The organism is Pseudochrobactrum sp. XF203 (assembly GCF_020341615.1).
GTDB lineage: Bacteria > Pseudomonadota > Alphaproteobacteria > Rhizobiales > Rhizobiaceae > Pseudochrobactrum > Pseudochrobactrum saccharolyticum.
On record NZ_CP084392.1, the window covers coordinates 1,619,637 to 1,633,377 of the forward strand.

Sequence of the window (13,741 nt, forward strand, 5' to 3'; positions counted from 1 at the left end):
ATAGCAGAATTCGTAGCTGCGGTCTCTGCCAACGCAGATTTTACACATATTCCATAATAATTTATCCCTTGCCCCATTGATGCGGGGCAAGGCTTCAGTTAGAAGCTTTGATATCCTAGGGACCATGTTCCCGACTGCGCACCCGTAGCTCAGCTGGATAGAGTGCTGCCCTCCGAAGGCAGAGGTCACAGGTTCGAATCCTGTCGGGTGCGCCATAAAAATCAATCGCATGAATAAAATGTTGTTTAATCCGGCTTACTGCATAGATGAACATCACCTCCGTTTCGCACACGGACTTCCGTTATCAAATCTCTGCATTTTCAGCTGGATGACTCAGGCACGAGTGCAATTTTAAGTCCCTGCTCCTGAAGATAATCAAGCACCGCATAAAACATGATTAGAACGCCAAATAGCTCCAATGTTTCTTCCATCGTCGAAACAATGAGATAGGACGGGGTGAAAAAGGTTTCATCGGCCAGAACAGCGCCGATCCCTTCGAAAATCAAGGCGCCGGTCACAAAAACAGCACCGGCTATAAAGAACAATATTGTTGTGCGTCGTGGCAGTGTAATCAGCCACCGGATGTAAATCAGAGCAATGATAAGCACGACAAAAACAGCCGGAATGATCCACGAAAAAAGTGCCTGTGTTGTACCGGGAACTACATAACCATCTATCCGCCACAAACCATGCATATCGGTTGCCTCATCAAGCGACATATAAAAGAATATCACTGCCAAACCCCACCATGCGATTGCAGAGCGTGATCGTAATCGCTGAACCCATGCGGCCAGCGCCAAGCTACAAGCTGTCACAAATAGCTGGATCACGGAAAACCAGGTTGGTATGTTCATTTCCCGGTTGAGGTCGAACATATGGCCAAAGCGGTTAATCGGGTCCATCGCCACCCCACAGGCTTTGGTATACCAGCACACCATAACAACAGAATGAAAAAATATAAGAATGGCAATTGCACTCGCCAATATGAGTGCAATAAAAGACGGCCGGATATTGAAGTACTGATGTTCCTGAGTTTGTTGCATCGTCTTCCCCCGAAAAATGCATCCTCATATATACATTTTACAGCAACAATAGATTTGCTTCAACTGAAGCTATGCAACTGACTTTTACTTCTTCATCTGCCCATAATTTGGCACGATTTCTCCCGCTGGCTATACAGTCATCCTCCGCATTGTCTCATCAGCCCCCATGCCCGTTGTTGGCTCCAATCAGGTGCTTTGACGCATCTTTCGATGCGTCAAAGTTTCAGGTTTTAGCTGGCTTCCGTTTCGCGTTTGCGTCTGAGCAAAGCGTGAAAATCCGGATCACCGCTCAATGACTGGAGTGCCCAGAATCTTTCAAGCCATTCAGCCTCTCCCTCCCAATCACTCTCGATCAGCAGGCGGATATTCTTAAGCGCATTCTCCCTGTCCCCTGAGAGCGCATGCGCGCCGGCAGCGTGGAAATGACACCAGTTGATCTCCTGACTTGCCTTTTCAAAATGCAAAGCAAGATTCAGACAGGTTTCATAGGTCAAATCACCGATATTTTCAGCAGGAAGGCTGCAACTATAGGCCATATGGTGATCAAGCTCTGTCAGTCCGACAGCTTTACCAATGGCCAGCGATCCTTTGTTCGAAGCATGACTGTGCCATTCTATACCGTGAATGCCCCGTCGGATGCATTCCGCAAGAGTTGCAGAAGACACTGCGCGTCCCAGCCCCATACGCCGGAAAGCAGGATCTGTGTCCACACCAATTTCGCAGCGCGTGCCAGAAACACTATCCGTCAGGCAATGGCTGACCATTGCCCCCTGATGTAAAGCACAGAAGCCGACTGCATTTTCAAAGAAGGCATCCGCAGAACCCCATCCTTCCGCCTTCTCCTCCAGCAACTCAATGTTTTCCGGATTACGGCTAAAGAGTTCTTGATTAATCGGAACGATTTCAAACTCTGCTGATGGCAGATAGGGTTCCGGCAGCGCATTGCCTGCAACATATCCCATACGGATACGGGGATGCGGCACGACAAACTGATTGCCCCAGATTTTGGTGAAATGCGGAAACCAGCATTCCTCGGCAAACAGATAAGCCCAATCCGGAATGATATCCCTGATATCATTCGCAGTTTGTTGCGAAATATCCGGATTTCCGGCCAGAAAATACCCGTCTCCATTGATGACAATGACAAGCTTAGGGTTTACCGGACTGTCCGCCCAGACTTCCCCGTCGATTGATCCGTCCAGAACGGAAGCGATAGTGACATGAATTGAAGAAAGTTCAGCCAGAATGGCCTGAGCGGCCGGATAGGCCTTTTGCTCTAATTTTTGCATATAAAAGCGATCCTATGGATGCGATGCCATGCATTCGCACCATGAGTGATACCAGTCGGAACTGAAAATTTGTTCCGTGTACAGCCGGCTTACGCCCGCCGGCATCCGGCGAAAAAGTAACTGTCATCCTGATACCCCGCTTTTATCTCAAACATACTGCAATCACGTTGCAGAACAATCAGATATGGCTGACAGAAGTGATGCACAAGAGATATTTGCGCTCCACTTTGAGACCCCTTCAAGTCTCGACAAATACCTGACAAAAACCCACAATCACAACGCTCAGGCCAACGCTGTTCTTGCTTTTAACAGAGCTTAAACGGAATAATGACTTGCCTATCTCAAAGGAGAAAAACCATGGAGACGTTTACAGGCGGGTGTCTTTGCGGAAATCTGCGGTTTTCCGCTACAGGAAAGCCCTATCGGGTTGGTATTTGCCACTGTCTGGATTGTCGCAAACATCACGGCGCTCTTTTCCATGCATCAGCAATATTCCCGCAGGAGGCTGTCACTATCAGCGGTGATACCCGCAGCTATGCAGAACGTTATTTTTGTCCGCAATGCGGCTCTACGGTCTTCGGACGATCGGATGACGAAATTGAAATAAATCTGGGCTCACTTGATGAGCCGAACCAATTCATACCAACCTATGAATTATGGACTATTCGCCGTGAAGCATGGCTTCCGCCCTTCCCGCTACAGAGGACATATGAGCGAAACCGCACTTCCACGCGCCGTCAGGAAGAATAAAATCTGAGCCGTAAACTTCCGGATGTGCTATATTGAATTATACCCGCACATTCACGGAGGTCACGATGTTAATCCATGACATGCCCCGTCCGGAAGTTGAGGAAATGCTGCGCCATGTAGGCATCGGCTATCTGGCCTGTTCGGTTGAAGACAAGCCCTATGTAGTGCCGCTCCGTTTCATACACAGCAACGGTTATCTCTATTCCCTGACTTCCGAGGGGAAGAAAATGGAGCTCATGAGAGCCAACCGCAATGTATGCGTCAGCTTCTCAGATGTTCATGGCTCCAATAACTGGCGCTGTCTGGTTATTTCCGGTCATTTTGAGGAAATACCCAAATCCCTGAGCAAAGACAGCCTGTATTATCACGCACATGAGCTGCTGGCAGCCGGTGCGAACTGGTGGGAACCCGCTTATGTCAAAACCATTTTGCGGGGTGAGGAACGGCCGTTAGAACCTTTATATTTCAGAATATCAGTTCTTGATACGACCGGTCATCAAGCCCAGCCCTGAGAATGGCTGAATTATTCAGCGGCAACCATTGCCTGCGGCAGCGTAAAGATCATGTCAAAAATATACGTAAAAACAAACGTATAAATCAGGAAGAACAGCAAGAGCACAGCTTCCATCTGAAAGGCTTTCCAGAAGCCGACAGAATACCAGACCATATAAATCGGAATGATAATCACGAACAGGCCGAACTCAAATATGAAAGCATGGGCAATACGTACCCAGACACTGCGTCCGGTTGACTGACGGCGTGCCTCCCATTTCTCAAACATGAGATTAAATGTGTAATTCCACGTCACAGCGATGAGAGAAACGGCAACAGCAACCGGCAGAGAGCCCTGCGCGTTGCCGCCGCTCAAAAACATTAGCAGCAAAGTTGAAGCGGCAATCGCAATAAGTTCAAAAGTACCGACATAGACAATACGCCGCTTAAGCGGTTTAAGCACGAACATAGACAGCTCCTGAGCAGAATATGTCGCATTCACTGCGCCCACTCTGCTCGTTCTGGATTCTCGGATGCGCATGCCACAAAGCGTTAAATGTATCCGTTTAACGGGGACACATCCTGAAAATCTGACTTGTGAGCCGGCACGCCCCGGCACTCATAAAAACGGGAAAAAATCAGCAGATCGCGGTTTTCCATCTGCGAAATTCAGAAATAAGAGCCTCAACCGGATATGTCAACAGATGAGCCGTTACTAATCAGATCAAGCTAAATTGAATAGAGTAATGTGCGGACAGAATTTTGATCGCCCGCACATCCTTCAAACACGCATAAACAACAGAATTAACTCGTCACCTCGGAACGATGATAAGTGACCTGCGGATAAGGAATGTTAATGCCCTCATCGCTGAATGCGGATTTTACCCGTTCCGTTGTCGTATTGCTGACCGTGAAATAATTCGGCGCCTCAATCCAGTAACGGCAACTGATGACCACAGAACTGTCTGCCAGCTGGGAGACAAAATAAATCGGTTCCGGTGTTTTCAGCACGCCTTTTTGTTCAGAAATAATGGTTTTGAGAATAGTGAAGGCTTTTTGCACATCATCCTCATAACCAATCCCGACTTTAAAATCATGCATACGGGCTTTGTGGCGGGTGAAATTGGTAACCGGCGTATTCCAGAGAACCGAATTGGGTGCCATGACGAACAACCCGTCATAGGTTTTCAGCTCTGTCGAAAACAGCCCGATTTCCTGAACAGTACCGGCAATCGCGCCCGCATTAATATATTCACCGACTTTGAAAGGGCGCAAAACCAGCAGCATAATACCGGCAGCAATATTCTGTAATGTGCCTTGCAATGCCAGGCCGATAGCCAGACCAACAGCACCCAATGCGGCGAGAATTGAAGCAGTCTGGATACCAAACTGTCCCAGCACCATCACCAGAACGACAACCAGAATGCCATAGCGAACAGATGCGCTGAAAAACACAACGAGCGTCTGGTCGAAGCCTTTGAATTTGGAAAGGGATTGCCGCGTCCAACGCTGCAAAATCCCTGCGATAATCCAGCCAACGCTGAGAATGATAATCGCGCCGATTGTTGAAAGCGAATAACTTAAAACGAGATTGGAAATCTGGATGGCAAGGGCATTGGTATTTTGAATAAATTCAGCTGTCTGTTCCTGCATGTGTCATCTTCAGTTTAATGTTTGATAGCAGCGAAAATGGTGAAATAGCTCTTTATCCGTCAATAATTTAATGCACCAGAGGTTTAAGACAAGAGAATATCGCGGAAATCACTGCGAGTACGGGCACATAATTTGTTTCAGCCTGAAATTCTGAAATGCTGAATATATTTCGCGGAAAAAGACATCATGGAATAACTGCACATGTCATGTTAAAAATTGCGAATATCTTCCATGAGCAGGATCACCAATGCCTGACGCATTATTAAACAACCGTGATGCGCGCCGTCTTTTTCTTCACCGGCATCAGCTTTTATGTCGAGAAACCGGATCAGGCAAAGGTGCGGATTTGTCCGGTGTTTTAACAGATCTCGGCTTTGTGCAGGTCGACAGCGTGAACACACTTGCGCGGGCGCATGATTTTATTCTGTGGTCGCGCCGCAGCCGCTATCAGCCCGAAGCACTCAACAAGCTGATTGCCTCTGAGCGCAATGCATTTGAACATTGGACCCATGATGCTGCAATCATTCCCATGCAGTTTTTTCCGATGTGGCGCTTGAAATTTGCCCGTGACGAAGCCCGTATGAAGCAAAGATGGTCAAGCTGGCGACGGGACGGCTGGGCTTCGCAGTTTGATGAAATATTGGACCATGTTGAAAAGCACGGACCAACCACCTCCTCCGATGTCCGTGGCGACACGCCTGCCTCATCCGGTGGCTGGTGGAACTGGCATCCTTCAAAAACCGCTCTGGAATTTTTGTGGCGTTCAGGGCGGCTGGCGATTAGTCACCGCGAAGGTTTTCGCAAGTTTTACGATCTGACGGAGCGGGTCATACCGGAACCGTTTCAACGCTCGCAAATGCATGAAACTGAGATAATTGACTGGGCAATGTCCGCATCAATGGATCGTCTTGGCTTTGCAACGCATGGTGAACTTGCTGCATTCTTTGACATTGCAACACGCGAAGAGGCAAAACAATGGTGCATTGAAGCCAAAGCTGCAGGTCGTCTCGTCGAGCTTGATGTTGAAATGGCCGACGGCTCTCTGCGGCGTTGCTACTCCACAGAGACACTTCTGAATTCCGTATCTGACTTGCCGGAACCATCATCACGTGTGCGGATATTATCGCCTTTTGACCCTGCCCTGCGTGATCGGGCACGGGCTGAAAAACTGTTCGGGTTCTATTATCGTATCGAAATATTTGTGCCAGCACCGAAACGCCAATATGGCTATTATGTATTTCCGGTCATGCAGGGAGACAGGCTTATTGGCCGTATTGATGCTAAGCGGGAAGATAAAAAGCTCGTCATTACTGCATTCTGGCCGGAACAAAATATCAAAACGGGTAAAAACCGCATTGCAGCCTTACAGGCCGAGCTGGAACGCATCGCATCATTTCTGAAGCTGACGGAACTATCTTACATGCCGGACTGGTTGCGGAATTAGCACTGCATCACGCCGTTCCTGCAGAAGATTGACGGCTGATTGCCCGTGCAACCCGTGAGGATGGCGAGCGGCCAAGCTGAGTACTGATCCAGTCTGCACAATCCACCAGCTGTTTCAGGTCGATACCGGTTTCCACACCCGTCCGGTTAAACAGCCAGACCAGATCTTCAGTTGCCACATTGCCCGTAGCGCCTGCCGCATAGGGACAGCCGCCCAGTCCTGCGACCGAGGCATCAAAAGTTCTTACGCCCGAGGCATAAGCAGCCACGACATTAGCCACGCCCATGCCATAAGTATCGTGAAAATGTCCGGCAAGCGCGGTAACTGGAACCTGCGCACCAACAGTTTCGATCAGCCGCTTAACACCATCCGGCACGCCGACACCAATTGTGTCACCCAGACTGATTTCATAACAGCCCATATCGATCATTTCTTTGGAGATGCGCGCGACCACTTGCGGGTCAATATCTCCCTCATAGGGACAGCCCAGCACACAGGAGACATAGCCGCGTATTTTTAGTCCCATTTTCAGAGCCTGTTCTGTTACCGGCGCGAAACGCTCCAGTGATTGCGCGATACTGGCATTGATATTCTTCCGGCTGAAAGACTCCGAAGCCGCAGCAAAAATAGCAACCTCTTTTGCGCCTGAGGCCACCGCCGCCTCGAAACCTTGCAGATTAGGTGTAAGCACCGAATAGGAAATACCTTCATGGATTTTCAGTCCCTGCATAACCGCCGTCTGATCTGCCATTTGCGGCACCCATTTCGGAGATACAAAAGCCGTCACCTCAATATTGCGCAAACCGGCTGCAACCAGACGTTTGATCAGTTCAAGCTTGATACCTGTATCAATGATCTGCTTTTCATTTTGCAGACCGTCGCGCGGGCTAACTTCAACAATTCTGACACGCTCTCCCATTATGATCTCCCGTAAGCTTACGCTGTTCTGCTTTCCTCAAACCCAATTCTTGCATCATCCGCTCGCGAATAATGTATTTTTGAATCTTACCCGTCACCGTCATCGGAAACTGATCAACGAATTTAACATGATGCGGGATTTTATAATAAGCGATCTGCCCCTCGCAGAAGGCGCGGACATCCTCTGCCGTCAGTTCGGCATCGGAGCGCAGAATAATCCATGCGCACACCACCTCACCATATTTATGGTCAGGAACACCCACAATCTGCACATCCCTGATTGCAGGATGGCGAAACAGAAATTCCTCAACCTCACGGGGATAAATATTCTCGCCGCCACGGATAATAATATCCTTTATCCGCCCGACAATATTGCAATAGCCCTCATCATCAATGGTTGCGAGGTCGCCACTATGCATCCAGCCATCCTGATCCACGGCCTCATCAGTCTGGCGCTGATCGTCCCAATAGCCATGCATAACCAGATAACCGCGCGTACAGAGTTCTCCCGATACCCCGCGCGGCACAATCGTCCCGCTGCTATCAATGATCTTCACTTCGCAATGCGGCTGAACCCTGCCAACGGTTGAAACACGGCGCTCAAGACTGTCATCAACACTGCTTTGAAACGACACCGGCGATGTCTCTGTCATACCATAGGCGATTGTGATCTGCTTCATATGCAGATGCTCGATCACACGCTTCATCACCTCAACCGGACAGGGACTGCCAGCCATAATACCGGTGCGCAGGCTTGAAACATCGAATTTTGCAAAGTCAGGATGATCGAGGATGTTGATGAACATGGTCGGCACACCATATAATGCGCAGCAATGCTCATTCTGCACGGCCTTCAGCACGGCTAAAGGTTCAAAAGACTCCGCCGGATAGACAATCGTCGCGCCATGTGTGAGGCATCCGAGATTACCCATCACCATCCCGAAACAATGATAGAGCGGCACGGGAATGCACAGCCTGTCGCGGCTTTGCAGGCGGATTGCATCGCCGACAAACCGTCCATTATTGAGAATATTGCGATGCGTGAGTGTCGCCCCTTTCGGCGAACCGGTTGTGCCTGAGGTAAACTGAATATTGATGGGATCATACGCATTCAAACCCGCAGCAATCTGCTGCAATGTGTCCAGTTCTGCCACTTCCGGCGCAACAAGCAGATCGTCGAAATTAATCATGCCGGATGTTTTGTCTGTGCCGAGGCGTATAACCCATCGCAATTGCGGGAAACGCTCAATCCGCAGATTATACGGGTCTGAAACAGGGATTTCCGGCGCTAATTCGCAGAGCATCGCAATGTAGTCGCTGCTTTTAAAACGAGGAGACAGGATAATCGCCCTGCACGCCACCTTGCTGAGTGCAAAAGCAAGTTCGGTCAGGCGGTAGGCCGGATTGATATTAACGAGGATCAGTCCTGCTTTTGCCGTGGCAAATTGCGTTAAAACCCATTCGGCATTATTGGGTGACAGGATCGCTACCCGATCGCCTTTTGTCAGGCCAAGGCGCAACAAGCCGCAGGCCAGAGCATCCACTTTTTGACGGAGCTCGGCATAGGTCAGCCGTATATTCTGATGCACTGAGATCAAGGCATCAACATCCGGATATCGCAAACAGGTTTCATCGAAAAACTGGCCGATTGTGGCTTCTATCAGCGGATATTCCGTCGCGCCTTTCACCAAGCTCAATTTTTCTGTCACTTTCATTCCTCCTGTGAGGTCAGCGAAAGCTGCTCCTTTGCTTCTCCGTCTGTTAGCTCAAAATCCGCCAGTTCTGTTCCTTCATTAACCTGATCGCTCACGGAACAACGGAAGGCTTTCACATAGCCCGCACTTGGTGCGGTTATTTTGAATTCCATTTTCATGGCCTCAACGATCAGAAGCGGCGTGCCTTTGGCAACCTGCTGCCCCTGCTCCACCAGCAAGGCGGTAATACTGCCGGGCATGGGTGCCACGAGCCCGTCATGGGCAGTTGCGTGTTCCGGCGACACATCAAGCGGATCGAGCCATTCCGGCTTCCAGCTTTGTCCGTCTATGAAAAGGTGGATTAAATTGCCTGATCTGACTGCCGTAAATGTTTTACGCAGCCCATCAATCTCGGCAGTGATGCGGTTGCCTTTGTCTTGGCGGCCGGAAGCAACAACATCAAGTGAGCCCGTCTGCAACCGGTATCCTGTGCCCAGATAGGTCACAGTGACAGTGTACTGTGCCGTACCATAGCGAAAATTCAGATCACGCCTGGCCTGTATATTGAGCCGGAAACTGTCGCGCCGCTGTAGTAAAGAGGTGAGCGGAACCTCATCGGCCTCATGCAGCAATTGCGCCAGTGCCGCTAACAGAAACACTTCAGCGGGCGGTTCCTGCGCTTCAGGAAAGAGCGCCGCAATTTCTCGTTCAATCAAGCCCGTATCAAGATCAGCCTGCCCAAAGGAACGGCAAGTCACGAGACGCGACAGAAACTCAATATTGCTGGCAATGCCCGCAATCTGCATATCGGCCAGTGCACGTTCCATGCGCCGCAGGGCTTTGTCACGCGTTTCATCCCAGACAATCAACTTGGCGATCATCGGATCATAAAACCGGCTGATCGCATCTCCCTCCTCAACACCTGCATCAATACGCACATGAGCGTTTTGCTCAGGCAGATGAAAATGCACGAGCTTGCCCGTTGACGGCAGAAATCCGGCTGACGGATCTTCCGCATAGATACGCGCCTCTATGGCATGGCCGGAGTGGGACAAATCCTCCTGCGCAACCGGCAGCGGCTCACCACTCGCAACGCGCAACTGCCATTCCACAAGATCAAGGCCGGTTATCATTTCCGTCACCGGATGTTCCACCTGAAGGCGGGTATTCATCTCCATGAAATAAAACTGGCCGTCAGGCGCAACAATAAATTCGACCGTTCCCGCACCCGTATAATGCACTGCACGTGCGGCATTTGTAGCGGCCTCGCCCATGATGCGGCGTTGCTGTTCGGAGAAATGCGGTGCCGGCGCTTCCTCAACGATCTTCTGGTGTCTGCGCTGCACCGAGCAATCCCGCTCGAACAGCGAAACATAATTGCCGTGACTGTCGCCAAAAACCTGAATTTCAATATGGCGCGGGCGGGTAATATAGCGCTCGATTAGCACATGATCGTCGCCGAAAGCCGATTGCGCCTCACGTTGGCAGGCAAACAGGCTCTGTGTAAAATCCTCAGGCCTTTCAACAAGCCGCATACCTTTGCCGCCGCCACCTGCAGATGCTTTGATGAGGACAGGATAGCCGATTGCATCGGCCTCCCGCTGTAGCTTTTCAGGTGTTTGTTCTTCTCCGTGATAACCGGGGATCAGCGGAATGCCCGCCGCACCCATCAGCTTTTTCGCCTGTGACTTCAAACCCATGACGCGTATGGCTTCAACCGGCGGACCAATAAAGACAATTCCGGCCTGCTCACAGGCAAGGCAAAAAGCTTCATTTTCCGAAAGAAAGCCATAGCCGGGGTGAATGGCCTGTGCGCCGGTGGCTTGCGCCGCAGCAATGATTTTTGCCCCGTCGAGATAGGATTCTTTTGGTGGCGCAGCGCCGATATAAACGGCCTCATCCGCCATCCGCACATGCCGCGCCTGCGCATCGGCATCTGAAAACACAGCAACCGTGCGGATACCCATGCGGCGGGCGGTTTTGATGATGCGGCAGGCAATTTCGCCGCGATTGGCAATCAGAATTTTGTCAAACATCATCTGATCCTGTCCGGTTTATCCATGCCGGTACCCGCTTATCGAGAAAGGCGCTCAGGCCTTCACGGGCTTCCGCATTCATACGCAGAGCAGCAATATTATGCGCGGTTTCCTGCGCCAATGCATCGCCCATCATCTTGCCTGCAACATTGCGGATCAGTCGTTTTGCGGCGGCCTGTGCCTGCGGGCCGCCTTTCAGCAGAGCCGATATCAGATCATCAATCGCAGCATCGAGCGTCTCCGCTTCCGTCACTTCATGCACAAGACCGATTTGCAGGGCTTTTGCAGCATCAATGCGCTCCGCAGTCAGAAAATACCGTGAAGCCTGCCGCACACCGATAGCGCGCAGCACATAGGGGCTGATAACTGCCGGAATAATGCCGAGCCGCACCTCGGATGTGGCAAAACTTGCCTGCGTTGAAGCAACACAAATATCACAGGCAGAGGCGAGCCCCATGCCGCCGCCCAATGCTGCACCATGCACACGGGCGATTGTCGGCTTGGGCATCTCAGCCAGTATGCGGAACATCTGCGCCAGCTTTTCCGCATCGGCAAGATTGGCATCAAAACCGGCCTCACCCGCAGCTTTCATCCAGTTGAGATCACCGCCTGCGGAAAAGCTTTTGCCGCGACCGGCCAAGATCACAATACGAGTCTCGTCATCCGCACCAAGCTGTGTAAAGACCTGTGTCAGTTCGGCAATGAGCGCTGCGTCAAATGCATTATGCCGTTGCGGACGGTTTATCCAGATGGTTGCCACGGAGCCGTCGCGGGTAATTTCCAAGGCCTCATACATGATTTGCCTCACATTCTGAAAAGACCGAATTTGGTTTCTTTCACCGGAGCATTCAGCGCAGCAGCCAGTGACAGGCCGAGAACGCGGCGGCTTTGGGCGGGGTCAATAATCCCGTCATCCCAAAGGCGGGCTGTTGCATAATAGGGATTGCCCTGCGTTTCATATTGCTCGCGGATCGGCGCCTGAAACGCTTCTTCAGCCGCAAGGCTCCAGCTTTCTCCGCGCGCTTCCAAGGCATCACGCCGCACACGGGCAAGCACGCTTGCGGCCTGCTCACCACCCATTACTGAAATGCGGCTATTTGGCCATGTCCACAAAAAACGCGGTGAATAAGCTCTGCCGCACATGCCGTAATTACCGGCACCAAAAGAACCGCCGATCAGCATTGTAATTTTAGGCACCTGAGCCGTTGCCACAGCCGTCACCATCTTTGCGCCGTCTTTGGCAATACCGTTATTCTCGTATTTTCGCCCAACAATAAAACCGGCAATATTTTGCAGGAAAACCAACGGAATATGCCGCTGCGCGCAAAGCTCGATAAAATGCGCACCTTTCTGCGCGGATTCACCGAACAGAATACCATTATTGGCAATGAGACCGACCGTTGCGCCATAGAGTTGCGCAAAACCGGTCACAAGCGTCGCGCCATACCGCGCCTTGAACTCGTCAAAGCGTGAGCCGTCAACCAGTCGTGCGATCACCTCGCGGACATCATAAGGATGGCGCGGATTTGCAGGAATAATGCCGTAGAGTTCTTCAGGCGGGTAGAGCGGTTCCTCACCGCCATTGAGCAGATCAGGTTTTGTCGTGATATTCAGATTGGCAATAATACGGCGAGCGATTGCCAGCGCATGAGCATCATTTTCCGCAAGATAATCGGCCACACCGGACTGGCTTGTATGCACATCAGCACCACCCAGTTCTTCCGCTGTGACCACTTCACCGGTTGCTGCTTTGACCAGTGGCGGCCCGCCCAAAAAGATGGTGCCCTGATTGCGCACGATAATCGTTTCATCCGACATTGCAGGCACATAAGCACCGCCCGCCGTGCAGGAGCCCATCACCACCGCAATCTGCGCAATGCCTTTTGCCGACATATTCGCCTGATTATAAAAAATCCGGCCGAAATGCTCACGATCGGCAAACACCTCATCTTGCCTCGGCAGATAAGCGCCACCGGAATCCACCAGATAGATGCAGGGTAGATAGTTCTGCTCGGCAATTTCCTGCGCACGCAGATGTTTTTTGACTGTGAGCGGATAATATGTTCCGCCTTTAACTGTCGCATCATTGGCGATAATCATACATTGTGTGCCTGAAACGCAGCCTATACCGGCCACAAGACCGGCACTCGGCGCATCATTGTCATAAAGACCATTTGCGGCAAGCTGTCCGATTTCCAGAAAAGCCGTACCGACATCAAGCAGCAGATCAATACGCTCACGCGCCAGCAATTTGCCCCGCGCCTTGTGCCGTGCCGATGCAGCCTCCCCGCCTCCGGCACAGGCAATCTGACTGCGGTCACGCAGTTCTTCCACCAGAGAGCGCATGGCAGCGTGATTAACGGTAAATTCATCACCATGCACATTGAGAGCGGTTTTCAGAACACTCATATCCATGCCCCGA

At 51.0% G+C, this 13,741-nt stretch carries 12 protein-coding genes and 1 tRNA gene; 4 read left to right on the top strand and 9 right to left on the bottom strand.

What is annotated here, in order from left to right; all coding sequences use genetic code 11:
• Window positions 1–138 precede the first annotated feature (138 nt).
• A tRNA-Arg gene (locus LDL70_RS07210) sits at window positions 139–215 on the top strand.
• Between the two features lie 105 nt (window positions 216–320).
• Here the strand turns inward: LDL70_RS07210 and LDL70_RS07215 are convergent.
• Window positions 321–1,043: a hypothetical protein gene (locus LDL70_RS07215; protein WP_225688082.1), complete on the bottom strand. Its 723-nt coding sequence runs from the start codon at window positions 1,041–1,043 to the stop codon at window positions 321–323.
• 230 nt (window positions 1,044–1,273) lie between these two features.
• Window positions 1,274–2,332 carry a GNAT family N-acetyltransferase gene (locus tag LDL70_RS07220; protein WP_075655114.1) on the bottom strand — a complete coding sequence of 353 codons (1,059 nt, stop codon included), beginning with the start codon at window positions 2,330–2,332 and terminating at the stop codon, window positions 1,274–1,276.
• 357 nt (window positions 2,333–2,689) lie between these two features.
• On the opposite strand from LDL70_RS07220, the gene LDL70_RS07225 reads away from it, so the two are divergent.
• Both LDL70_RS07225 and LDL70_RS07230 read left to right on the top strand, forming a co-directional pair.
• The gene (locus tag LDL70_RS07225) at window positions 2,690–3,082 is read left to right on the top strand and encodes a GFA family protein (protein WP_225688084.1); all 393 of its coding nucleotides are present in this window, start codon (window positions 2,690–2,692) and stop codon (window positions 3,080–3,082) included.
• 65 nt (window positions 3,083–3,147) lie between these two features.
• Window positions 3,148–3,594 (top strand): pyridoxamine 5'-phosphate oxidase family protein, encoded by a 447-nt coding sequence (locus LDL70_RS07230; protein ID WP_225688086.1) that lies wholly within the window; start codon window positions 3,148–3,150, stop codon window positions 3,592–3,594.
• A gap of 11 nt (window positions 3,595–3,605) precedes the next feature.
• On the opposite strand, the gene LDL70_RS07235 is transcribed toward LDL70_RS07230, so the two are convergent.
• The gene (locus tag LDL70_RS07235) at window positions 3,606–4,043 is read right to left on the bottom strand and encodes a PACE efflux transporter (protein ID WP_225688088.1); all 438 of its coding nucleotides are present in this window, start codon (window positions 4,041–4,043) and stop codon (window positions 3,606–3,608) included.
• A gap of 335 nt (window positions 4,044–4,378) precedes the next feature.
• Complete coding sequence (locus tag LDL70_RS07240) at window positions 4,379–5,227, bottom strand: mechanosensitive ion channel family protein (RefSeq protein ID WP_022711822.1); 849 nt, start codon at window positions 5,225–5,227, stop codon at window positions 4,379–4,381.
• Between the two features lie 247 nt (window positions 5,228–5,474).
• Here LDL70_RS07240 and LDL70_RS07245 point away from each other — a divergent pair, with 247 nt between their 5' ends.
• Complete coding sequence (locus LDL70_RS07245) at window positions 5,475–6,671, top strand: winged helix-turn-helix domain-containing protein (protein WP_225688089.1); 1,197 nt, start codon at window positions 5,475–5,477, stop codon at window positions 6,669–6,671.
• A gap of 7 nt (window positions 6,672–6,678) precedes the next feature.
• Here LDL70_RS07245 and LDL70_RS07250 read toward each other — a convergent pair whose 3' ends face one another.
• Genes LDL70_RS07250 through LDL70_RS07270 form a run of 5 tightly spaced genes read right to left on the bottom strand, consistent with a single transcriptional unit; the run spans window position 6,679 to window position 13,734 of the window.
• On the bottom strand, window positions 6,679–7,590 hold the full coding sequence (locus LDL70_RS07250) for a hydroxymethylglutaryl-CoA lyase (RefSeq protein ID WP_304651007.1): 912 nt from the start codon (window positions 7,588–7,590) through the stop codon (window positions 6,679–6,681).
• Complete coding sequence (locus tag LDL70_RS07255; protein WP_370637788.1) at window positions 7,565–9,298, bottom strand: AMP-binding protein; 1,734 nt, start codon at window positions 9,296–9,298, stop codon at window positions 7,565–7,567. The genes LDL70_RS07250 and LDL70_RS07255 overlap by 26 nt, the downstream gene beginning before the upstream one ends.
• A gap of 2 nt (window positions 9,299–9,300) precedes the next feature.
• Entirely contained in the window at window positions 9,301–11,319 is a 2,019-nt protein-coding gene (locus LDL70_RS07260) for an acetyl/propionyl/methylcrotonyl-CoA carboxylase subunit alpha (protein ID WP_225688451.1), read from the bottom strand.
• A complete protein-coding gene (locus LDL70_RS07265; protein ID WP_255618311.1) occupies window positions 11,312–12,115 on the bottom strand; it encodes an enoyl-CoA hydratase/isomerase family protein in 804 nt (267 codons plus the stop codon). Before LDL70_RS07265 ends, LDL70_RS07260 begins: the two co-directional genes overlap by 8 nt.
• An 8-nt stretch (window positions 12,116–12,123) precedes the next feature.
• Window positions 12,124–13,734 carry a carboxyl transferase domain-containing protein gene (locus LDL70_RS07270; protein ID WP_370637789.1) on the bottom strand — a complete coding sequence of 537 codons (1,611 nt, stop codon included), beginning with the start codon at window positions 13,732–13,734 and terminating at the stop codon, window positions 12,124–12,126.
• Window positions 13,735–13,741: the final 7 nt, after the last annotated feature.